This is a genomic window from Sneathiella sp. HT1-7 (assembly GCF_020731145.1).
Classification (GTDB): Bacteria; Pseudomonadota; Alphaproteobacteria; order Sneathiellales; family Sneathiellaceae; genus Sneathiella.
This window is the reverse complement of the sequence record NZ_JAJFZN010000003.1, coordinates 524,180-546,021: the sequence shown is the minus strand read 5'-3', so window position 1 is coordinate 546,021 and position 21,842 is coordinate 524,180. Positions and strand designations below refer to the sequence as shown.

21 protein-coding genes and 1 pseudogene are annotated in these 21,842 nt (G+C 52.4%); 12 read left to right on the top strand and 10 right to left on the bottom strand.

Features of this window, described 5'->3' with window-relative positions:
* The first annotated feature begins 201 nt into the window (after positions 1–201).
* Entirely contained in the window at positions 202–930 is a 729-nt protein-coding gene (locus LKE13_RS12335) for a TorF family putative porin (RefSeq protein ID WP_227951671.1), read from the top strand.
* An 86-nt stretch (positions 931–1,016) separates the two neighbouring features.
* Here LKE13_RS12335 and LKE13_RS12330 read toward each other — a convergent pair whose 3' ends face one another.
* Positions 1,017–1,475 (bottom strand): MaoC family dehydratase, encoded by a 459-nt coding sequence (locus LKE13_RS12330; protein ID WP_227951670.1) that lies wholly within the window; start codon positions 1,473–1,475, stop codon positions 1,017–1,019.
* Between the two features lie 294 nt (positions 1,476–1,769).
* On the opposite strand from LKE13_RS12330, the gene LKE13_RS12325 reads away from it, so the two are divergent.
* The 3 genes from LKE13_RS12325 (at position 1,770) to LKE13_RS12315 (ending at position 4,538) form a co-directional block, all read left to right on the top strand.
* Positions 1,770–3,347, top strand: a complete 1,578-nt coding sequence (locus LKE13_RS12325) for a BCCT family transporter (RefSeq protein WP_227951669.1) — start codon at positions 1,770–1,772, stop codon at positions 3,345–3,347.
* 182 nt (positions 3,348–3,529) lie between these two features.
* Positions 3,530–3,799, top strand: a complete 270-nt coding sequence (locus LKE13_RS12320; protein WP_227951668.1) for a hypothetical protein — start codon at positions 3,530–3,532, stop codon at positions 3,797–3,799.
* Between the two features lie 31 nt (positions 3,800–3,830).
* Entirely contained in the window at positions 3,831–4,538 is a 708-nt protein-coding gene (locus LKE13_RS12315) for a DUF3800 domain-containing protein (RefSeq protein ID WP_227951667.1), read from the top strand.
* A gap of 101 nt (positions 4,539–4,639) precedes the next feature.
* Here LKE13_RS12315 and LKE13_RS12310 read toward each other — a convergent pair whose 3' ends face one another.
* Entirely contained in the window at positions 4,640–5,311 is a 672-nt protein-coding gene (locus LKE13_RS12310; protein ID WP_227951666.1) for a COQ9 family protein, read from the bottom strand.
* On the bottom strand, positions 5,308–5,880 hold the full coding sequence (gene def / locus LKE13_RS12305) for a peptide deformylase (protein ID WP_227951665.1): 573 nt from the start codon (positions 5,878–5,880) through the stop codon (positions 5,308–5,310). The genes LKE13_RS12310 and def overlap by 4 nt, the downstream gene beginning before the upstream one ends.
* A gap of 163 nt (positions 5,881–6,043) precedes the next feature.
* Here def and rpsU point away from each other — a divergent pair, with 163 nt between their 5' ends.
* A complete protein-coding gene (gene rpsU / locus LKE13_RS12300; RefSeq protein ID WP_161316574.1) occupies positions 6,044–6,244 on the top strand; it encodes a 30S ribosomal protein S21 in 201 nt (66 codons plus the stop codon).
* Between the two features lie 101 nt (positions 6,245–6,345).
* Here rpsU and LKE13_RS12295 read toward each other — a convergent pair whose 3' ends face one another.
* Positions 6,346–7,176 carry a helix-turn-helix domain-containing protein gene (locus LKE13_RS12295; RefSeq protein ID WP_227951664.1) on the bottom strand — a complete coding sequence of 277 codons (831 nt, stop codon included), beginning with the start codon at positions 7,174–7,176 and terminating at the stop codon, positions 6,346–6,348.
* A gap of 148 nt (positions 7,177–7,324) precedes the next feature.
* On the opposite strand from LKE13_RS12295, the gene LKE13_RS12290 reads away from it, so the two are divergent.
* Entirely contained in the window at positions 7,325–7,729 is a 405-nt protein-coding gene (locus LKE13_RS12290; RefSeq protein WP_227951663.1) for a hypothetical protein, read from the top strand.
* A gap of 167 nt (positions 7,730–7,896) precedes the next feature.
* Here LKE13_RS12290 and drt5 read toward each other — a convergent pair whose 3' ends face one another.
* Positions 7,897–9,372: an antiviral reverse transcriptase Drt5 gene (gene drt5 / locus LKE13_RS12285; protein ID WP_227951662.1), complete on the bottom strand. Its 1,476-nt coding sequence runs from the start codon at positions 9,370–9,372 to the stop codon at positions 7,897–7,899.
* Positions 9,373–9,545: 173 nt separating this feature from the next.
* Between drt5 and LKE13_RS12280 the strand changes: the two genes are divergently transcribed.
* The 5 genes from LKE13_RS12280 to LKE13_RS12260 all read left to right on the top strand — a co-directional run bounded on the left by LKE13_RS12280 (position 9,546) and on the right by LKE13_RS12260 (position 15,784).
* The gene (locus tag LKE13_RS12280) at positions 9,546–10,280 is read left to right on the top strand and encodes a hypothetical protein (protein ID WP_227951661.1); all 735 of its coding nucleotides are present in this window, start codon (positions 9,546–9,548) and stop codon (positions 10,278–10,280) included.
* A gap of 84 nt (positions 10,281–10,364) precedes the next feature.
* Positions 10,365–11,087: a hypothetical protein gene (locus LKE13_RS12275; RefSeq protein ID WP_227951660.1), complete on the top strand. Its 723-nt coding sequence runs from the start codon at positions 10,365–10,367 to the stop codon at positions 11,085–11,087.
* Between the two features lie 87 nt (positions 11,088–11,174).
* Entirely contained in the window at positions 11,175–13,184 is a 2,010-nt protein-coding gene (locus LKE13_RS12270) for an ATP-binding protein (protein WP_227951659.1), read from the top strand.
* Positions 13,185–13,358: 174 nt separating this feature from the next.
* A complete protein-coding gene (locus tag LKE13_RS12265; protein ID WP_227951658.1) occupies positions 13,359–13,943 on the top strand; it encodes a hypothetical protein in 585 nt (194 codons plus the stop codon).
* A gap of 47 nt (positions 13,944–13,990) precedes the next feature.
* Complete coding sequence (locus LKE13_RS12260) at positions 13,991–15,784, top strand: methyl-accepting chemotaxis protein (RefSeq protein WP_227951657.1); 1,794 nt, start codon at positions 13,991–13,993, stop codon at positions 15,782–15,784.
* Between the two features lie 35 nt (positions 15,785–15,819).
* Here the strand turns inward: LKE13_RS12260 and LKE13_RS12255 are convergent, their stop codons facing one another.
* Entirely contained in the window at positions 15,820–16,410 is a 591-nt protein-coding gene (locus LKE13_RS12255; protein WP_227951656.1) for a cytochrome b/b6 domain-containing protein, read from the bottom strand.
* 134 nt (positions 16,411–16,544) lie between these two features.
* Here LKE13_RS12255 and LKE13_RS12250 point away from each other — a divergent pair, with 134 nt between their 5' ends.
* Entirely contained in the window at positions 16,545–17,162 is a 618-nt protein-coding gene (locus LKE13_RS12250; protein WP_227951655.1) for a pyridoxamine 5'-phosphate oxidase family protein, read from the top strand.
* Between the two features lie 220 nt (positions 17,163–17,382).
* Here LKE13_RS12250 and LKE13_RS12245 read toward each other — a convergent pair whose 3' ends face one another.
* The 4 genes and pseudogenes from LKE13_RS12245 to LKE13_RS12230 form a co-directional block, all read right to left on the bottom strand.
* Positions 17,383–18,393, bottom strand: coding sequence for a YHYH protein (locus LKE13_RS12245; protein WP_227951654.1), 1,011 nt, complete (start codon positions 18,391–18,393; stop codon positions 17,383–17,385).
* A gap of 460 nt (positions 18,394–18,853) precedes the next feature.
* Positions 18,854–19,318 (bottom strand): hypothetical protein, encoded by a 465-nt coding sequence (locus LKE13_RS12240; RefSeq protein ID WP_227951653.1) that lies wholly within the window; start codon positions 19,316–19,318, stop codon positions 18,854–18,856.
* 828 nt (positions 19,319–20,146) lie between these two features.
* On the bottom strand, positions 20,147–21,535 hold the full coding sequence (locus LKE13_RS12235; protein ID WP_227951652.1) for an NAD(P)(+) transhydrogenase (Re/Si-specific) subunit beta: 1,389 nt from the start codon (positions 21,533–21,535) through the stop codon (positions 20,147–20,149).
* A 12-nt stretch (positions 21,536–21,547) separates the two neighbouring features.
* A pseudogene (locus LKE13_RS12230) lies at positions 21,548–21,832 on the bottom strand (NAD(P) transhydrogenase subunit alpha); the annotation flags it as partial.
* Between the last annotated feature and the right edge of the window lie 10 nt (positions 21,833–21,842).

The following is a 21,842-nucleotide window of genomic DNA, read 5'->3' as shown; positions in this document are numbered from 1 at the left end:
TTTACTAATCGCCAGATGCTTGCTGCCTAAAAATTCACCACAATTTGTGCATTGCAGCAATTTTTGCTGAAAAATTATGCGGCGGCGCAGCATCATTCACACGGTCATCAGACTAAGTATTTGATTTAACACAATTTTAATAATTGGCACGGCGGTTGCAATAAATCTTTCATCAACCAGCGTCTTGTAAGGACTACGTAAATGAAAAAGTTAAATTTCCTGATTATCCCGATGATCTCTCTAGGTGTCGTTTCTATGGCAAATGCTGAGTCTCTGATCGAGGAAAGCGACATTCCCGGTGAATTTTCAGCCAACATTTCCCTAACGTCCGATTACACATTCCGTGGTATCTCCCAAACAGGCAATAATCCCGCTGTCCAAGGTGGTTTCGATTATTCCTATGACTTTGGTCCGGTCGCGGTGAGCGCAGGGATATGGGCGTCGAATGTGAAATTCTCGGACGCCACGATTGAGATTGACTATTATGCCGGTGTGGGCGGCAGCGTTGATATGTTCAGCTGGGATCTCTCGGCGATCTATTACACCTATCCCGGTGCGGACAGCAGCCTGAATTACGATTTCTTCGAGATTGCGCCGTCCATCGGCTATGACTTCGGCTTCATGGCTGTAAATGCCGGTCTCAACTACTCCCCCGAATATTTCGGTGAAAGCGGCGATGCTTATTACACCCATGGCGGCATAGATATTCCGCTTGGCAAATATTTCACTTTAAGCGGCTCCGTCGGCTATCAGGCAATTGACGATAACGCCGCCTGGGGCACCGACGATTATACCGATTACGGCATCAGCATCTCCACTGAGGTTGCCGGTTTCGGCCTCAGTGCAGGCTGGACCGATACAGACCTGCCGAGCAGCCAGTGTGATGACGCTTGCGGCATCTTCGCCGTGGCTTTGTCCCGTTCGTTCTAAGAATTCCCGCGGGTCATGTTGAAGTCTCCCTTCCATGATCCTTACCTTGGCCGTCCGGCGATCTACTCCCGCTGGACGGCCTTTTTTTATTTCTCCGTCCCGCCAGGGCGCTCCCGAAGCAGGAAATGCGCCTTGGTGGTGAAGACCACCTCCACGTTCTGATTGGTGCAGCGGAGGATGGTATCAAGCCAGCCGCGTCCCGGTTTGGAACTAAGCCGGGTGTCCAGCACCTCCATCTCGGAGGTGAGCACATCGCCCGCGAAGACAGGCGCCAGGAAATCAAGCTGCACCCCGAGACCAGACGGCAGGAAATGCCATTGCTGCCAGACATGGGTCGCTGCCTTGGAGGAGAGGGCGAAGGTATAGGCGCCGCAGGCAACCACATCCGGAAACCCCAGCGCCTTTGCCGCGGCGGCATCATAATGCATCGGCTGATCATCGAAGCGCCGCCCGAAATCGAGCATCTCCTCCCGATCCACTGTCACGGTTGCGCCGGCGAATAAATCGCCCGTGTTTATATCCGAGAAATAGAGTTTGCCCACCATCCGCCCTCCTTTTTTGAGAGAGAATAAGCGGATTTACCCATGCCGGGAAAGCGAAATCTATCCCGCGCAAATCGCCACTGGAAACAGGCCTGCCCCGTCCCCCTCACGCGAAATAGAAACCGGGCCGCCCCTTGCCTGCCCTTCCCATGACCTGCTATGAGGTGTCGTCATGGGGCTGCAATTGAACAGAATCTGTCGGATTTAATCGGGTTTATTAGAATTGGCGGAAGTATCTTTTTCGTTCCGATAGTAATTAACCATAATGTGCCAAGATCGGAAAGAGAGGGATAAGATATGAGCGAAGACTTATATGAAACAGATTTTGAGGTGGGGCAGAGTAATCTGCAACGCTGGGGGATGGATGTGCATCACCCGGTGTTCTGGGTCTCCTCCGGCCTGGTCATTTTGTTCGTGGTCGGGGTCCTTTTAGCGCCCGGTGCCGCGAAAGGTGCGCTTGACGGTGCGAAATGGTGGTCCATCGGGGCCTTTGACTGGCTGTTCATGCTGGCAGGCAATATCTTCGTTATCTTCTGCCTCGCGTTGATCGTGCTGCCCGTCGGCAAGATCCGCCTCGGCGGGGAGGACGCGAAGCCCGAGTTCAGCCGCCCGTCCTGGTTCGCGATGCTGTTCGCGGCGGGCATGGGCATCGGCCTGATGTTCTGGTCGGTCGCGGAACCGACCGCTTATTACACCGGCTGGTACGAGACACCGCTCGGCGTGGAGGCGCGCACCCCAGCCGCGGCAGACCTCGCCATGAGTGCGACGATGTTCCATTGGGGACTGCACCCTTGGGCAATTTATGCGGTTGTGGCGCTGTCGCTCGCGTTTTTCTCCTATAACAAGGGCTTGCCGCTGACCATCCGCTCGGCCTTTTATCCGCTGATCGGCGATCATTCATGGGGCTTTTTCGGCCATGTGGTGGACACGGTGGCGGTGCTGGCGACGCTCTTTGGTCTCGCGACATCGCTCGGGTTCGGCGCGCAGCAGGCCTCGGCCGGCATCGCCTATCTCTTCGGGTTCGAGGCCGGGATCAACACCCAGATTGCGGTGATTATCGTGGTCACGGCGCTCGCGCTCTTCTCGGTCATTCGTGGCCTTGACGGCGGGGTGAAGCTGCTCTCGAACATCAATATGGGCATTGCGGCCATTCTGCTATTGTTCGTCTTTATTGTCGGCCCGACGGCGGTGATTATCGCGACCATGGGCGACACGCTGATCGGCTATCTCGGCCAGATCGTCGCCTACAGTAACTTCATCGGCCGCGAGGATGAGGCCTGGATGCAGGGCTGGACAGTGTTCTACTGGGCCTGGTGGATCAGCTGGTCCCCGTTCGTCGGCATGTTTATCGCCCGGGTTTCGAAGGGCCGGACGGTGCGGGAATTCCTGATTGCCGTGCTGATCATCCCGACGATTGTGACCCTGGTGTGGATGAGCGTCTTCGGCGGCTCCGCCCTTGACCAGATCCAGAACGGTGTCGGCTCCCTCGCGGGCGGGCTGGAATCGGTGGAACTTGCCATGTTCCATATGCTGGAGAATTTACCCTTCGCCACCATCACCTCCTCCATCGGGATCGTGCTGGTGCTGGTCTTCTTCATCACCTCATCGGACAGCGGCTCCCTCGTGATCGACGCGATCACGGCGGGCGGCAAGGTCGATGCGCCGGTGGTGCAGCGGATCTTCTGGGTCGTGATCGAGGGGATTGTCGCGGCGGCGCTGCTGTTCGGCGGCGGGGCGGATGCCCTCACCGCGCTGCAGGCGGCGGCAATCACGGTCGGGCTGCCCTTCACGGTCGTCCTCCTCGCCATGTGCGTCTGCCTCTATATGGGGCTGGCCCACGAGAAGAAATATGTGATCGAGGGCGCCAGCAGCTAACACCAGACGCCTAGACAGGCACAAGCAAAAAGGGCCGGTTCTCCGGCCCTTTTTTTATTGTTAAATCAACACTTTAAATAGTTTAATATTTATTATTTACTATAATTGATAGCTTTTTCCGCTTTTTTGCTCTATTTTACATTGATCATATTGACCAATTCTTCAATGCAAAGGAGCACAATGTGAGGGCTTATATTGTTACCTATGATCTACACAAGGCAGGACAAAACTACGAATGCCTTGAAAAAAAACTAAAGGCATATGACGCATACTTTCATATGCAAGGCTCAGTTTGGATTATCGCTACTGACAGTGGCGCAGAGGATATTGTAAATAATCTAAAAGGTTGTCTGGATAGCAACGACAATCTTTTTGTTGGCGCACTAACTGGCGAAGCATGTTGGATAGGCTTCAATCAAAAGGCCACTGATTGGCTAAAAAAGCACCTCTAAACATATCTAACGGGATTCCCAAAAAGCCAAAATGCACTTCGTATATATCGATGACTCAGGAGATAACGACGTTGCTTGTTTTTCAGCATTAATCATACCTGCTGATCAGTGGAGAACGTCTATTCAACATTTACTAGAAGTACGTCGGAGCATGCGGGTATCCGACGGGGTGTATGTAACAAAGGAAATACATTCAACGGACTGGTTGGCAGGCAAAGGCAAGATAGCTCAATTTCCAATTAGTAAAGAAAGACGAGCGCGACTATTTGATTATTATCTTTCCGGCATTGCCCTACTGCCAAGCGCACAACTAATAAATGCTTGTGTGTCTCGAAAAGAAAAAGATAGAGCGTTCGAATATCTGCTCAATCGTTTACAAGTCAATATGAGCAAAGCAGGAAGTAGATGTGTTGTTTTTTGTGACGAAGGAAAAAGCTATGATGCGATTAAAAGGAGAATTGGTATTCATAACTTTATCCAAAGCCAATTTGGAAATTGGGAAGACGGCAATACGGCTATGAACCTACCAACAGACAGGTTGCTAGAGGACATAGTTTATAGGAACTCAAATAAATCGATCTTTGTCCAAGCGGCAGATGCGTGTGCGTATTCGCTATTGCGCCGTGAGCAGCCAATTCCTTCCAAAACCGCCCTCGGCCTCGATAACTCATTCTATATATTAGAGAAAATAATGGTTAAAAATGCTTATGGCCGCGATGAATTCGGAATAATAAGATAGTAAATAGCTGCCACGCCGGTGACCTCATTCGAAGCTCCTAGCGCAGCTCTTGTAGTATACTGAAATAAATAAATCCATCAATCTTCAAATAGCCCCACCCCTCACCGCTCCGTTAAATTCCGCCAAAAGCGCTTCGCGCTCGGCATATGCGAAAAGTCGGGTTTTTGTTTGAGGCGTTCGCGGCATTTGAATTTGGCGGTCTCGATCTGCATGACATTCTCGATGCGGCGGCCCAAGAACTCCCATGTCTTGTGGTGCCCCTCGGACTTGTCGGCGAGCCAGTAGAGCAGCGTCGCACCGTAAACGCCCGCGAGGGTCAGGCGCTTGGTGTACCAGTTATAATCGGCAGAGCTATCCCCCGTCGCCCACCACATGCGGCTCACCGTATTGGCGGTGAGCTTGAGGGCCAGCGCCGCATTCTGCGGCAGGGCGAGGATATTGACGGCGCGGCGCACCGCTTCCTTATGCGGCTCATAAAGCTCCAGCCGGACTTTGATGGCCAGCGTGATACGGTCGCGTATTTTCAGGCTCAGCACATCGCGCTTTTGAAGCTCCGCCTCCATCGCGTCGTCGGCATTCTCGATAAAGAGACGGATCATATCCACCGCGCCGTCCGGGAAGGCGAGATCGAGGGTCGAGACATCTTCCCCCAGGTCCGCGGCGGCGGCCTTCATGGCCTTGCGGCTCCACCCGTCGAACAGGACATGGGGCAGCACCGCGTCCAGCAGGCGCGTCTGCCATTCCTTCTCGGTCTCTGCCTGCTTTTTGCTCATGCCTCCTCCTCCGCCGGTTCGGATTTCTCGCGCAGATCCTCCATAAAGGCCTGCACCTCACTTTCATACATCAGATAGCGCATGTCTGTCATCCGTTCGGGATAGAGAATGCCGAAAAGATGGTCGCATTCATGCTGCACGACGCGGGCGTGAAAGCCGCGCGCCTCGACGCTGATGTCCTTGCCATTGAGGCCGAGGCCGCTATAGCGGATATGGGTGTGACGCGGGACAAGACCGCGCATTCCGGGAACCGAGAGGCAGCCCTCCCATCCGAGTTCCGTCTCGTCCGAAAGAGGCTCGATCTTGGGATTGATCAGTACGGTGGAGGGGACGCTTTCCGCCATGTCCCCCTCCTCCATTTCGACCCGCTCGGCCGGGACCTCGAAGATGACGAGGGATTTCGAGACGCCGATCTGCGGCGCGGCAAGGCCGACCCCGCCGACGGCCTCAAGGCTGTCCCGCATATCCTCGACCAGCTGATATATATCATCGCCGAAGGGCGGCGTGAGCGGCTCCGCCGGCAGCCGCAGGATCGGATTGCCCATTTTCAGAATGTCGCGTATTGCCATAAGCCCTTCCAATTTCGTGTCTTTTATGTTATTTACTCTTTTCTTTAAGGAATTCACCTTAAAAATGCGGTTTCCCCCTTCACAGGGGAATGCAAGCGTGCTAAACCCGCGCCACTCCGTACCGGTTTTAACTTTAGACGATTAGATAGGAGCACGATTAACTGTGCAAGTTTCTGTACGTGACAACAATGTAGACCAGGCGCTCCGTGCGCTGAAAAAGAAAATGCAACGCGAAGGCATCTTCCGTGAGCTGAAGCTCCGGGGCGCCTATGAAAAGCCGTCCGAAAAGCGCGCCCGCCAGAAAGCGGAAGCCATTCGACGCGCCCGCAAGCTCGCCCGCAAGCGGATGCAGCGCGAAGGCTAAGTCGCGCCTCCCGGTTCGCCGGGGTACAGAATTCAAAAAGCCGCACCGGGGCTCCGGTTTGCGGCTTTTGGCGTTTTTAGCGTAATCTCGGGATAACGGCGTTATTTCCCCGCCTCCGCCATGAGCGCGCGGATCAGATTATCCGTCGCCTCATCCGCCGGAAAAAAACTCTCCACCATAATTTCTTCCGCCGTCACATCCTGCGGGGTTCCGAAACTCGCGACTGTCGTGATCCAGGACAGGACATTGCCGCCATACTCAAATTCCAGCGGCAACACGGGCAGCGCATCGGCGGACGGGTTTTCCACGGCGAAACTTTCTGGAATATCCGGATAGCTCAAAACCTCGGCCAGCAACTGGCGGAGCGGGTCATTTTCTTCGGCGCCCTTCAGCTGCCGATGCGCCCGCTCGATCAGATGGCCCGCCGCCCGTTCCCAGTCGCGAATGACCGGGCGCAGGCCATCGGGGTGCAGCATCAACCGGAGCGTATTCGGCGGCCCCTTCCCGTCGCCCGCCGCAAGCCCCAAAAGCGCGAGCATCTTCGCCCCCGCCCCGTTGATCATCAGCACATCGAAATTACGGTTCATGACAATCGCGGGGTATGGCTCCTGCTGCTGGAGCATAAAATCAAGCGCCTCGCGCACCTTGTCGAACCCGGCATCATCGAGCGAGCGCGCATGATAGGCCGCGGTATAGCCCGCCGCATTCAGCAGCCGGTTACGTTCCCGCAAGGGAAGCGCCAACGCCTCCGACAGGCGCAGCACCATCTCCCGGCTCGCGTTTGAGCGGCCGGTCTCAATAAAGCTCAGGTGCCGGGCCGAACTTCCCGCCTCTAGCGCGAGATCGAGCTGGCTCATTCCCTGAACCTGCCGCCAGTGCTTCAAGAGCCGACCGAGCTCGGGCACCGGGGTTTGCAAGGCAGACGCAGTCATCTTCTTTCCTTTCTCGATAATCCGGCATCCAGAATACCCCGAATTAAAGATCAGGAACATTACCATCAAGGTAATTGAGAAGATAACCTCTCCCCGCCATCCTGCTTCCAGTGGCCACCATGGTCGGCCCAACTGAAAGGAGATCAAGATGATGGTTAAGTCAAACCTGCTACGGAACACCCTGCTGATCAATGCCGGGACGTCGCTTCTAACCGGAGGGGTGGCGCTCGCCTTCGCGGACCCGCTCGCGCGCTGGACGGGGATCGCTCCATGGATCCTCTACACGCTTGGGGTGGGCTTAGTGCTCTTCGCCGCCGATGTCGCCTGGACGGTCACGCGGAAAAATATAAATCCGCTGTTTGCCAAGCTCATCATTGCCGCCGACGTTGCCTGGGTGGTCGGGAGTGGACTCGTACTCCTCTTGTTCCAGAGCCATTTGACGGTGGAGGGCAGCTGGGTGGTCGAGATCCTCGCCATAGCCGTTGCTGTCCTCGCAGTCCTTCAAACCGTCGGCCTCAAGCGCCTGGGGGATCACCGTCCCCAAACTGCCTGAGATCCTCCCGCCGACACGGAACCGCGCCGGAGAAATCTTGCGCGGCTTCCGCTCGCCTGATCGCATAAAAGACAAAAGTTTGTCACGATTAGGGAAGGCCTATATACTAGTATAGATTTTGTAAAAAGTCAATATTGACGTACAATAAAGGCAATGAAGGCTGTCAATTAGTCCTTTATCCCTTTAAGGATTTCGCCAATAACTTTGTTCATTTTGGAGCCATTCATGAAATATCCAAGTGCATAATTTCGCGCCGATTTTTTTTGGCTTAACGATCCGACGGCCGCGGCCCAAGAAAGCCAATCTGACTGCCCAGACCTAAGTATTTCTTCTCTTACTTCCACTAATCCAAATTCTTTTTCGGGAATTTCCAGAATTTTCGCACGTGAAATTATGGTAGCGGAAGGATGATTCAGCAGACTTAATAATATTTCGCCATATTTTTCGGTCCCATGAAGGTGATTTTCGGCAATAACGCCTAACCAGAACAACTGAAATTCAGGGATAACATCATTTTTTATCGCATTGGAAACAAGCTCTGAAAGAAAGCCTTTATCTTCTACGTGGTTGCAAAAGTAGTAAAAACTTTTCGATAAGTTGGGGAAATCTTTTAATATATTCTCAAGAAATTCATACACTTCCTCAGTATTATCTCTCATAACTGATAGAGCAAGTTCGGCATCATCCTCTTCTATATGCTCTTCTGACAAAAGTGACTTTAGATAAGCGACATCATCACTATCAATTTGATCTATAACGTCATCATCATCGCTCCATAAATCTTCATCATCAATTCCAGAAACAAAAATTACCCGCCTTCGCCGTCGAAGCAGTTTAATTTTTTTCTCATCAACTTCTTCACTTGGTTTCTCGTCAAAACTTGTCTTCTCAGTGTTGATGGAAAGCCCTTTTAAACCTAACAATTCTTGTATTAATAGAAAATCATGCTTTATTTTTGACTCATCGTCAGAGAATAAATAGATATCATCCATATATCTCAAAATTTGTTCACAATTCGTTTGACCCGAGCTTTCAATGAATTTCAAAAAATCATTGCCAATCATTTTTGCTGGATAAATGCCTTGTGGTAAGAAATCCGTGCTCCTACCAGAATTAATTTCTCTTAAAAACTTCCCAAAAGCCTGAACGTCTTTTTCATCTGCCCCACGCTCATCAAACCACTGTACTAAATCATGATGATACAAATGATTGAAATATGAAGACACGTCAAACGACGCATAGTGCTCATACCACATTTCGTTGATAGAAATGTTGTCCTTAAATTCTTTATATGCCGCAACAGATGACACCGGCGTACTGTTAGAAAAATGATAGCCAAAATTTAGCCGATTTTTTTTCTTTTTCGCCTTGAAGAAATTGCGATTACGATAAATTAAATCATAAAGGAATACTTCAGCAACGGGATCGAGTTTTATAGTTCGCCTTAAATGAAGACCTTTCTTGATACCGTTTACTCTTTTCTGCGGCAAAAAATTTCCGTCCTCCTCTGGATCATAGGCTATTGATTTCCCATAGTTTTTAAGTTTATCAAAGCCAGATTCAACCAAAATTTTAGTTGTTTGCATAGGAAACAATGTCTTCGACAAATCATCCAGTAGGAATTTCTGCGAGGAATAGGCCATTTACCCTCTATTGAATGGAATTCTTGCTTATTTATAATATACAATCAAATGTCATGTTTCTAGTATTATAAATCCCGTTATACTACCCCCCCCATTCCTCTCTATCCATCCGCGTCGCAATAGGATAATCTGCAAGGCAAAACGGGTGTCGCCTAAAAATCGCGAGGGGTGTTTTGGAAAATCTGCTGACCGTGCCGAAAGCAACGCTTTCGGCCATTGCGTTTGTGGCTCGGAATTTCAAGCCATTCCTGTTCCGTTCTTTATCCATAATTTTATTGGCGAGCGTACTTGAAATTCTAATGGGGTTTCTCTCGACCGAGCTAGGCTATGCCATTGCAGCTCTCATGACATTCGTCTACGCGATTTTTATGGTTTCATGGCATCGCTACAGCGTTCTTTCCTCGGAAAATGCGCAGAAAGGTTTTGTTGGCGCTTTCGGACTGCGGGAACTAAAATTCGGGGCGCTCTTTCTGGCGGCAGGTGTCGTCTTTGTGCTGTCTCAGAACGCACTTTCCGAAGCATTTCAGGAAGGGATTGCAACCCTCATATTCTTCGTCATTGTTTTACTTTGCACGAACCTTCTTCTCTTTTTCTATCCAGCCATTGCACTCAATCAGCCGATCAATGCAGGATGGTTCCTATATAATAGCTTGCGCCTGTTCTTCTCCTTTCTCTTCGCTGCTTTGATGGCAGTTGCGCTTTTCTTTGTACCTGCCGCCCTTACAGTTGGATTCGGTTATCTTGTCCTAACATATATTCCCGGCGATCTTAGCCAAGCCGTGCTGATTGTCGTTTTTCAAAAACTTATTACTTTCCTCACCCTCGCCGTTGCTGCGTCCACAGCGTCCTTTCTTTATCGCGACGTAATCGGGTTGCAGGAGGAAGCCGGGGCAACAACACCTCAATAATCCCCCTTCCCTCTATCCATCCGCGTCGCAATACGATAATCTGCAAGGCGAAAGCGTTGCCATACAACAATCGCGAGGGTTATTTTGGAAAATCTGCTGACTGTGCCGAAGGCCGTGATTGCCGCGACAATCTTTGTGATCCAGAATGCGGGGCCCTGCTTTATGCGCGGCCTGCCGATTGTGATTGCGATGGGCGTGGTGACCTTTATCAACTATCTCACCAATGCGTCCTTCGCCATTGCCGGTCAGGTGATCGAGGCCTTTCTCTATGCGATTTTCGCCGTCGCCTGGCACCGTTATTCCCTGCTCCCCGCCGAGCGGGAGAAGCGCGGCTTCGCCCTTTCCTTCGGCCTGCGCGAGATCAAGTTCGGCGCGCTGATCGTGGTGGTGAGCGTTGCCTCCTTCCTGATCGTCTCCATGCTCGTCGAGGTGCTGCCCGATACGGCGGCGATAATCGTGGCGTTCGTCCTCGTCATCCTGGCGAGTGCCATGCTCGCCTTCTTCTATCCGGCCATCGCGCTTGACCAGCCGATTGACGGCGGCCTGTTCGTGCAAGAGGGGCTGACGCTCATATTCTCCTTCATTCTGGGCGCGTTGCTCGCCATGATGATCTTTGTCGTGCCGATGGGCGCGGCTGCCCTGCTCGCGGGGCTGATCGCCGCGGGTTTCGGCTCGACCACCACGATTGTCCTCGCCATCGGGATCGTGAATGTCATTGCCTCGGTCATTATCATCGCGATTACGGTCTCCACCGCGTCCTTCCTCTATCGCGATGTGATCGGGCTGAAAGAAACTCACCCCGCCTGAGTGCCGCTTTTTACGTCGCGGAAACCTTAGGAAACCGTAAAAACTGCCGAAAGTTGTTTAAGGTTTGTTAAGGGCTTATTTACTAGAATGGATCGGATGAAAAGCTTCAAGGATCCGAATAATCTGCGACGAGTTGTTGGCCGTCTGACGCGCTATACAATCGGTGTGCCTATTGCCATTGGTGTGGCCATGATCCTGCTTGTCGTTCTGGCATGGGCCCTCACCCCGACACGGGAGTCACAGGGCCATATCACGGAAGCGCGCGGCGACCTCAGTAATTTCGCAGCGCGGCTGGAGAGCCATATCACGACCCGCCTCGCCATCGGCCAGCAAATCCGCAGCTCCCTCGCCAAGGGGGATATTAACGGCCGCGAGGAATTCCTTACCCAGGCGTCCTACCTGTATGACCTGTTTAAGGATTTTCAGGCAATCAACTGGGTCGACTCCATGGGGGTTATTCGCTGGGTCACGCCGCTGAAAGGCAATGAGGCCGCGGTCAATCTCGATATCCGAAAGCTTGCCACGCCTGCAAAGGCAATCGCGGCGGCGGAGAAAACCGGCCGCCTGCAGATCACCTCGCCGATTGAGCTGGCGCAGGGCGGCATGGGCTTTACCGCCTATATCCCGGTGATCAAACTGGAGCGGCTGGTCGGCTTCGTGAATATTGTTTTCCGCAGCGAACCCCTGATCAAGGGGGCGATGCCGAACAGCCTGCTGAAAAAATATAACGTGATGATCTATGACCGGGACGAGCTTTTATTCGGCACGCTCGACCCGACGACGGAGTGGGACTCCGACACTGTCTTCCATAAATGGATCATCGTCGGGAACCGGGTGTGGGCGATCAGCCTGGTCCCCACCGCAGAGACCCTCGCCGCCCATCAGAGCATGGTGGATGAGATTGTCCTTGTGACGCTGATCCTGCTCTCGATTGCCATCGCCTACCTCATCCATCTCGCCATGGTTCGCCAGATCCATGTCAAGGCGAGCGACAAGCTGTTCCGGACTTTTATCGAAAACTCCCCGTCCGCCATCATCATCAAGGACACGGAAGGGAATTACCTGCATGTCAACTCCCAGTGGCATGAATGGTTTAATCCGGAAGGCCGTGAAATTCGCGGGCATAATACATATGAATTTTTCTCCGAGGACTATGCCCAGAAGGTTCTCGAGCAGGAAAAGGAAATCATCGACAGCAAGAAAATGGTCGAGCGGGAATATGTAAGCCCGACGAATAGCATCGGCGACCGCCCGACCTTCGCGCAAATGTTCCCGATCATGGATGATGAAGGAAATGTCATCGCGGTCGGCGGCTCGATCACGGATATAAGTGCCAACAAGAAGGCCGAGGAAGCGCTGAGAGAGGCGCTTATGAAGGCAGAAGATGCCAACCTCGCCAAATCAAAATTCCTCGCCACCATGAGTCATGAACTCAGGACCCCGCTCAACGCGATTATCGGGTTCAGCGACATTCTGGTCGGACAGTATTTCGGATCGCTTGGCAATGAAAAATACTCGGAGTATGCCAAGGACATCAATCAAAGTGGCCGGCATCTCCTGACGCTCATCAATGAAGTACTCGATATTTCCGCGATTGAACTGGGCAAGCGCGATTTGATTCTGGAGCCGGTTTCGGTCCGGCATCTGCTCGCCGACTGCGTTAAATCCGTGCGCCATCGTGCCGCCACACAAGGAATTATGGTTCAGCTGTTTACGGAAAGCACCCTGCCGGAGATCAGCGCCGATGAAACAGCCATGCGCCAGATATTCCTGAATTTGCTGACCAACGCGATCAAATTCTCCCATGCCGGAGACAAAATCACCGTTTCCGCGTCAGTCACAGAAACCGATGTGATTATCGAGGTTCAGGATACCGGCGACGGGATCAAGCACGACCAGCTGCCAAACATCACGCAACCTTTCGTCAAGGGCCATAGATCCTCCGACATTACCCATGAAGGCGTCGGTCTTGGTCTTTCGATTGTTAAATCCTTTGTTGCCGCACATCACGGGCAGCTTCATATCGAAAGTGAATTCGGTACGGGCACGAAAGTAACCGTGAGCTTTCCCAAGGAAGCCCGGCGTCAGGTTGCCTAAGCACCCACCTCGCAGAAATATCTTGGGAATCGCTGGGCGAAATATATTACCAATTAACTATAAATAAACACTTCATCGCCAGTATTTGAATACTTGGTTTTATTGTCGCACCCGGCAAGCCAGCACTGATTGATAAAATAGTTAAAAATGATACACCTAAATGGAGCCTTGATAATGATCCGCACTCTAATTGCCTCTGTCGCTGTTATCGCATTTTTTGCAGGACTGCCGACACCCTCCCTCGCCCAGGACTACAAAGTCGCTGTCGCCAACCTGATTGATACTGAAATTCGTGGCTGGTCACAGTCCGACGAAGTGGTCAGCGCAGTCAAAGGACAAAACGAAACGTCCATCTCACTTAGCCAGAGTGACATTGATACGCAGGACAAGAAATGGCGCGCAGAAACCAAAGGTGGTGATCAGAAGATGATTAACGCGGTTCTCTCCAACAGCCTGTCGACCTATCTTAAAGGCGTTAAAGAAAAGGCCGAGGGCAAATACACAGAAATTTTTGTCATGGACATGAAGGGCCTCAATGTTGGCCAGAGCGACATCACCTCTGACTATTGGCAGGGCGATGAAGCCAAATGGCAGCAATCATATGGCATCGGACCGGAAGGCGTTCTGATAGACGAAGTTGAGTTTGATGAATCCACCCAGACATACCAGTCACAGGTTAGTATTGCGGTTGTTGATCCAAGCACCGGCAAGGCCATCGGCGCCGTAACGGTTGGTGTCAATGTTGAGATGCTGGAATAGATATCTCCAATAGTCCTCACCAAGAATAAATAAGGATGACGCACAAGATGAGCGTAGAGAGCCCAACGAACGAAACTGACGTGAATAACCTGGCTGCGAAAGACAAAAAATCTTTTGCAGTCAAGATGACCGTCAGTCGCAAAATTCTACTTGTTGTATTTGCGACGACCTTGATGGGTCTCTCGCTCCTTGTCTATCTGGGACTACAAAACCAGCGCCACGCCATGGAAGATTTGGCGATAGATAATAACCTCACTATTTCGCAATTGATGGCCGAGCAGCTTTCAGGTGGTTTGAAATGGAAAAAAACCGACAAGGTTGCTGAAGTGTATCACGAGATGGCGTCGAAAGACGGTTCCGTTCTCGCCGATATTCTTACCTTCGATAGCGAAGGCGCCATAGTTACCGAATATCATTCAGAGACACTCGCCTCCGCGCCTGGTTTGACGGAATTGCTGTCAGAGCATAAAGCCGCGCTTGAAAAAGGCGAAGTATTTTCGGAAAACACGGGATCTCACCAGATCATCTTGACTCCCGTCACTTCCGCAAAAGGAGAACTTGTGGGCTTTGCCGCCTTCGGATGGAGCCTCGATCAACTTAACGAGCAGTTGTCCGCAAACCTGGTACAACAGCTTCTGCTGACCGGGGCCGTCCTTCTTGGTATTATGCTGCTCACCGGATTTTTGCTGGGCCGCTTCATCGGTCGCCCGCTCACCCAACTAACGCAGGCCATGCTCTCCATTGCGGATGGTGCCAGCAACATCACGATCGACGGACTGGAACGCAAAGACGACGTGGGTGATATGTCCCGCGCTGTACAGGTATTCCAGGCGAATGCCGAAAAGGTCAAGGCCCTGGAAGTTCAGCGCGAAAAGGACGCCCAAGAAAAAGCCGCCGCCGAAGAAGAGCGTCGCCGCGAGGAAATGACCCGCGCGGAAGAAGAGAAGCGTCGCGATGAAGAAGCAGCCGCAAAATCCACCGCAGACCGTGTGAGCTTCGCTCAGGCACTCGCCCAGAAACTCGAAAGCACGGTCAACACTGTCGCGCAGCAAATTATGGGCTCCGCCGAGACCATGGAAGAAAAAGCCAAGAGCATGGTGACAAGTGCCGCCGATACGGACCGTCACTCAACCGCAATCGCCTCCGCCGCCGAGCAGGCAGCCGGCAACGTAAGCGGTGTTGCCTCAGCGGCGGAGGAGCTTTCTGCCTCCTTGCAGGAAATCAGCCGTCAGGTGAATGTCTCCGCGACACTCTCCAAGGAGACGATGCAAGTTGCGGAATCAACCGATATCGTTGTCGGCAAGCTTGCGGTTTCCGCCGGTGAAATCGGCAATGTTATCGAGCTGATCAATAATATCGCGTCGCAAACCAATTTACTCGCGCTCAACGCCACGATTGAGGCCGCCCGCGCCGGAGAGGCCGGAAAAGGCTTCGCCGTCGTGGCATCGGAAGTGAAAGGTTTGGCCTCCCAGACCACCAACGCGACCGAGGAAATCACCCGCAAGATCGACGGAATGCAATCCGCCACCACAGAAGCCGTGGAAGCTGTCAAGCGGATCGAGGAAATGATCGTGCAGATTGACGAAACGGTTCAGGTCATGACGGCTGCGGTCGAGGAACAGAACGCAGCCACACTGGAAATTACCCAGAATGTGCAGCAGGCCTCGTCCAGCACCGGCGAAGTATCCCGCTCGGTCCTTGATGTCTCCAATATGGCAACGGTGTCAGGTGAAAGCGCGACGCAACTGCTGAGCTCTGTTGGTGAACTCACCCAATTCTCCTCCAAACTGCGCGAGGAAGTGGAATCAGTCCTCAAAGACATCCGCTCCATGGCCAGCTAAACACGACTGCCATACAGAGAAGAACCCGGTCCGCGTCAGCTGTCCGGGTTTTTTTTGAGAAAATTGAACATCGAATGAATGATCCGGTGGCCGAAAATTTCATGCAGGACCGAAGCGCCAACATGCACAACGAGATAAGCCCACATCGCCGGACCGAGAAGTTCATGCACTTCCTTCACAAGACTGAGCCAACTGCTGAACTGCCAGTTCTCTCCCACATTATAGAAAATCAATGTTCCCGTCCCCGCAAGTCCTGTCGCGATCAGGAGCCCGAGTCCCTGAATAGCTCCGGCAAGCGGACTCGGCTCATTGGCCGGTGGCAAGCGAAAGGTGAAGATTGCCCGCATATATCGCTTGATATCCTGCCAGAGCACAGACCGGTGAGCGCTTGAAAACCACGGGAAAAGCTCTCCCAACGACACAGGGCCACCGCGGACGAACGACCAGAGCCAATGGACCACAAGCACAGCAAAGATTGCAATGCCGACTTTTTCATGAACCTCATACAGGAAGTTACCGGCCTTGTCCGGCCTTGGATGAACCATCCACTCACTGATCAACAGCTGGGCGACAATGCCGAAAGCAAAGAGTAGGTGTAGGAAACGGGTAAAACGATCATAAAACACGGGAACGCTCCTAAATCTTGCGGGATAATCTTTGTACGATAACCCTTTACCAATCCGTCGTAATTGATCAGAATTAAATTATTACAAAAAGCGGGCGATAAAGTCTGAAAAAAGAGAATGCGGGAATTCGGGTTATGACAAAACATAATATCACCACCATCGAGGAATTATACAGCGTCTATAAGCAACCGGCGGAGCGCGCCGTGCAGAAGGAAATTCCGAAACTCGACCAACACTGCCGCAACTTTATCGCGCTGTCCCCTTTCCTCGTGCTGAGTACCGATGGCAGCGACGGGACGGCCGACGCCTCCCCGCGCGGAGATGCGCCGGGTTTTGTCACGGTGCTGGACGATAATACGCTCGCCATTCCCGACCGGCCCGGCAACAACCGCCTCGACAGCCTGCTCAACATCCTTCGCAATCCTGCCGTCGGCATGATCTTCCTGGTGCCGGGAATTAACGAGACCCTGCGCATCAACGGAACGGCAACGATCAGCCTCGACCCTGAGTTGATGGAGGCCCATGCGGTCGATGGCAAGCTGCCCCGCTCTGTGCTGCTGGTGAAAGTCACGTCCGCCTATATGCATTGCGCAAAGGCGCTGATCCGCTCGAAACTCTGGGACCCGGAAACCAAGGTTGAACGATCAGTCTTCCCGACACTTGGCCAGGTACTCGCCGACCAGATCGCCGGCATGGACGCAGAACAATCCGACGCCTATCTGGAAGTCGCCTATAAAGAAAATCTCTATTAAGGCGAAGCCCCAGCGTCCTTACGGATGCTGGTTATTGCCCCAGGTGCAGCACATCAGGTTCGGGTCCTGCTCCGCCGTCGTCGTCTGACAGGCCGCGAGCATTAACAACGCCACGCCGATCAATAAAATGCGCATAATGACTTTTCCTTATTGGCTGCCCCTCTCACTAGGACATGCGCCATTCGCGGAAAAAATCAAGAAAGCGACATAAATATAATTCTCAGCTTCCTTGGCAGGGCGCCCCGCCCATTGGCGGCCGTCCCCCCATCCCCCCCTGAGGCGGGCGCCCACCCGGTTGGTGATTGCCGCCAGCGCCAGGGGGTCGGCCTCCCGGCCCTCCCTTTAAGGCGGCAAAACTTGAATCCGGCGTCCCGCGCCAACAGCGCGGAATAAAGGGATATTCGCCGGAAACCACATAGTAATAGGTGCCGTCCGGATATTCCGGCGTGACACCGACGCGGCCATTGCATTCATCAAGATCGCCCAGTTCCTTATCATAGGTCCAGTCCTGAACGAATACGCCGTCATATGCACCGCCCGGCCCGCTCGGCCGAGTGCCGGATTTAACCCGGTAGCCCGGCTTCAGTTGCGTCATACTGCTCGCCGGATCATCGGCTTTCTTATATCCATAGGGCCCGTAAATAGGGAAACCGTCCGCTGCATACCCAAGCAGCGCCGGGCTGTTGCGATAGGCATATCTATCGAGCAAGCCTGTCGGCAAGCCATGATAATGATAGGCGCCGTTTGGCTGGACATGCGCATTACTGAAATCGAGGCCAAGCTGGCAGGCACCGCCAAGCGCCTCGTAATTCCAACCTGAATTTCGGTCATTACGCCAATACTCCGCTGTGCCCGGATCGAAAAGAACGCCATTGAGTGCAATGCCAAAGGGCGTGCGCACTGTTGCCCGCGGCGCCCCCATAACAGGATTAAGCGGGACGCGCAGTTGGTAATTCTTTTTGCGGATCGCATTCGGGTTGTGGGCGTTTGGGAAATTCCCCGGCGTATAGTCGGGATATCCATTCCCCTGGATCAATCGATAATTCCCATCAACTGTTATGGTCGCCGAGGCTTCAGCATCCGGCATTAATGCGCGCAGCAATTGCTCATAAACCGTGGGAGGTGTAAACGCCTCCTCCCCCGCCAGCGGCGCCGTATTATCATGGGCGAGCGCGACAGCGGGAAGGTGAAAGAGACAGGACAAGAGGAAGGATGAGACTATTCTGCGCATGTTACGATCCGTAAACAACTGAACTCAAAAAAATATTTATGCATGTTTTAATTCATATCATATTCCATTATAGGATATATTTTCATTGAGTGACAAGCCGGTCATCGGTGAAAATACGCATCGCTAAAATCCTTCGTTAATCACGCTCTAGGGAAATGAGCTTTTCGCGGAGAAGGTCAAGCGCGCCGGATCACAAAAGGCGACAGACTCTATTGAAAACCAACAATGAATTTTAGAGCTAATGACACCAGGAACAACACAAACAGCTTGCAATAAAATTTAACCAACGCCCCTTTAACGTCATTCGAGGCTCTCTTGTATTGAAGCAGCCATATCTTAGCAATGGCCAGCTCTTCCCTATCTACTCCTGCCTTTAGTAACTCCCTGACAAGCTGCTGATACCAAATAACGACTATCACAAAGTTCACTGCCATTATGATCAGGGTAAAAGGGAGTTCGTTCACCGGATATAGGCCCCGTTTTCAATCCTCTCCAGCATGCCGTTTGAAAAGCGAAGCTTTCCGCTTCCCGTGCCTTTTTCAAATTTGTTATCGTCCGGCAAGACGGAGAAAACCTTTTGAATGACGCCCAAAGTTTCTTCCAGCTCCTGCCGGTTCCTAAAATAAAAGGACGGAGCAAGAGGGGGGCGCCGACTTCCACGGCTTACATAAACCCCGATATCGGCAATAATTCTGATGTTCGATCCATCTTCCGCCTTTTCCGGAAAATATTTCGTCCCGTCCTGATCCAGGGTGGTCAGACCGATTTTTCTGCCCCGATACCCCAGCACCCAGACAAACCCCTGTTCCGGCCGAAACCCTATAATTTTCAGACTGATCGACGGATCATCAATCAGATAAATCGTATCTTCATCTGGATCGTAAGTGAATTTTTTTTCCTCACTGGATATCAATTTATTTTCCAATCAACTAACCGCCGACGTCTTTGAGTATTGCAATTAACATAATCAAAACTGATGCTAGTATAAGCAACTTACACAACCCTACTGCAATGCCAAAATACTCCGACAAAAGCCTAATAAAGCGAGGAACGTGATGGCGATCTCTCGAAAAATCCCATTTCACTGAGCGATAGTATCCAAGCTCTCTGATAATTTTTACTGCCATAAATGCGATTACTATGATCAGTAGTATGCTGAGCACTATGCTTATATTCATTGTTTCACCAAGTTCAACTCGAAGAAAAAGCCGCGTGTTTCTGCAAGTTTTTTATTTCATACCTTGATCATCAATTTTCGGAATAAACTTGGTAGCTTCGCCTAGATAATTTTCTCTAAAGTAATAATTATCAGGCCCATCACCGCGAAACAAAAGTGCTAATTTCGGGCGCGGCTTATGATATACATAAACATATCCTACCTCTGAACTCTCACGTCCTAAAATCCCGCGCGGCCTAAAACACGTTTGATAACCATAAATAAAGAATTTGTACTTAAACGAGCACACTTTCTTTCCGAAAACCTCGTCATTTATGGGTGTATAGTCCAACTCTACCTTTGAAAATTCTTCTTCGAAGTCAGCGTCATTCGCGAGAATTAACAGATTTGCTAATCCAGCCAGTAAAAAATCGACTAAAAAATTGCGCAAATTACCAAAATAACAATTAAGAACTTTTTTAATCTCACCACCACACCTGATAGAATTTTTAATATTTTATACTATTAATTAAAATACCGAGCAACAAAAAAGCCGCTGGCTCTCACCAGCGGCTTTTGTTTTGGGTGGCGCGGTTTTTATAGCGCCTTGGTGATATCCTCGACCATTTTCTTCGCGTCGGCGAGGAGCATCATGGTGTTGTCCTTGTAGAAAAGATCGTTGTCGATACCGGCGTAACCGGACGACATGGATCGCTTCACGAACAGCACCGTCCGCGCCTTGTCCACATCGAGGATCGGCATGCCGTAGATCGGGCTGGACGGGTCATCGCGCGCGGCCGGGTTGGTCACGTCGTTCGCCCCCACCACCAGCGCCACATCGGCACCGGAGAAGTCGGAGTTGATTTCCTCCAGCTCGAACACCTCGTCATAGGGAACCTGAGCCTCGGCCAGCAGCACATTCATATGGCCGGGCATACGGCCCGCGACCGGATGAATGGCATAGACAACCTCGACCCCTTCCGCTTTCAGGGCATCGACCATCTCGCGCAGGGCATGCTGCGCTTGCGCCACCGCGAGGCCGTAGCCCGGCACGATGATGACCTTGCCGGCATTCTTCATGATGAAGGCCGCATCATCGGCAGAGCCCGCCTTGTACGGACGGTCGCCCTTGTCGGGACCGGCCGCTGCCGTATCGCCGCCGAAGCCGCCGAGGATGACGCTGAAGAAGGAGCGGTTCATCGCCTTACACATGATGTAGGAGAGGATCGCACCCGAGGAGCCGACCAGCGCGCCGACGATGATCAGCGCGGTGTTTTCCAGCGTGAAGCCGATACCCGCCGCCGCCCAGCCGGAATAGCTGTTCAGCATCGAGACCACCACCGGCATATCGGCGCCGCCGATCGGGATGATGATCAGGAAGCCGATGAGGAAGGCCAGGAAGGTCATCGCCCAGAAAATGCGCGGATCAAGATCGACGCAGAACCAGATGATCAGACCGACGATGGCAATACCGATCAACAGGTTGACGAAATGCTGGCCCGGGAAGGTGACCGGATTACCGGAGACGAGCCCCTGCAACTTGGTGAAGGCGATGATGGAGCCGGAGAAGGTGATCGCACCGACCACGATACCAATGGACATCTCGATCCGGGAGAGAACCGTCAGTTCACCCCCTGCCCCGAGAATGCCATAGGCGTCCGGGTTATAGAAGGCGGCCGCGGCAACCAGCACGGCGGCAAGGCCGACGAGACTATGGAACGCCGCGACAAGCTGCGGCATGGCGGTCATGGCGATGCGCTGGGCAATCACCGCACCGATGGCGCCGCCAACGACGATACCACCGATGATCCACTCATAGGAAACAACATCGGGACGCAGGATGGTGACGATAATGGCAATGGCCATACCGGCCATGCCCATGATATTCCCGCGCCGGGAGCTGTCCGGTGAGGACAGACCACGCAGCGCCAGAACGAAAAGAATGGCGGAGATCAGATAGGCAAGCGCCGTAAAGTTAGCTGACACGGATCGTCCCCCTTATTTCTGTTTTTTCTTGTACATGGACAGCATCCGCTGGGTCACGAGGAATCCCCCGAAGATATTGACCGAGGCGAGCACGATGGCGATAAAGCCGAAAATCTTGGCGAGGTTTACCTCTGCCGGGCCCGCTGCAATCAGCGCACCGACGATAATCACCGAGGAGATGGCGTTCGTCACAGCCATCAGCGGCGTATGCAGAGCGGGTGTCACGCTCCAGACCACGTAATAGCCAACAAAAATGGCGAGCACAAAAATCGCCAGCCGGAAAACGGTTGGATCTACCATATCCATA

Excerpts from the sequence above, each read along its gene's own strand:
- LKE13_RS12295 (WP_227951664.1), bottom strand. The coding sequence starts at position 7,176 with ATGACTGCGTCTGCCTTGCAAACCCCGGTGCCCGAGCTCGGTCGGCTC.
- def (WP_227951665.1), bottom strand. The coding sequence starts at position 5,880 with ATGGCAATACGCGACATTCTGAAAATGGGCAATCCGATCCTGCGGCTG.
- LKE13_RS12310 (WP_227951666.1), bottom strand. The coding sequence starts at position 5,311 with ATGAGCAAAAAGCAGGCAGAGACCGAGAAGGAATGGCAGACGCGCCTG.
- LKE13_RS12245 (WP_227951654.1), bottom strand. The coding sequence starts at position 18,393 with ATGCGCAGAATAGTCTCATCCTTCCTCTTGTCCTGTCTCTTTCACCTT.
- LKE13_RS12265 (WP_227951658.1), top strand. The coding sequence starts at position 13,359 with ATGATCCGCACTCTAATTGCCTCTGTCGCTGTTATCGCATTTTTTGCA.
- LKE13_RS12270 (WP_227951659.1), top strand. The coding sequence starts at position 11,175 with ATGGATCGGATGAAAAGCTTCAAGGATCCGAATAATCTGCGACGAGTT.
- LKE13_RS12260 (WP_227951657.1), top strand. The coding sequence starts at position 13,991 with ATGAGCGTAGAGAGCCCAACGAACGAAACTGACGTGAATAACCTGGCT.
- LKE13_RS12330 (WP_227951670.1), bottom strand. The coding sequence starts at position 1,475 with ATGGTGGGCAAACTCTATTTCTCGGATATAAACACGGGCGATTTATTC.
- drt5 (WP_227951662.1), bottom strand. The coding sequence starts at position 9,372 with ATGGCCTATTCCTCGCAGAAATTCCTACTGGATGATTTGTCGAAGACA.
- LKE13_RS12315 (WP_227951667.1), top strand. The coding sequence starts at position 3,831 with ATGCACTTCGTATATATCGATGACTCAGGAGATAACGACGTTGCTTGT.
- LKE13_RS12325 (WP_227951669.1), top strand. The coding sequence starts at position 1,770 with ATGAGCGAAGACTTATATGAAACAGATTTTGAGGTGGGGCAGAGTAAT.
- LKE13_RS12290 (WP_227951663.1), top strand. The coding sequence starts at position 7,325 with ATGATGGTTAAGTCAAACCTGCTACGGAACACCCTGCTGATCAATGCC.
- LKE13_RS12250 (WP_227951655.1), top strand. The coding sequence starts at position 16,545 with ATGACAAAACATAATATCACCACCATCGAGGAATTATACAGCGTCTAT.
- LKE13_RS12335 (WP_227951671.1), top strand. The coding sequence starts at position 202 with ATGAAAAAGTTAAATTTCCTGATTATCCCGATGATCTCTCTAGGTGTC.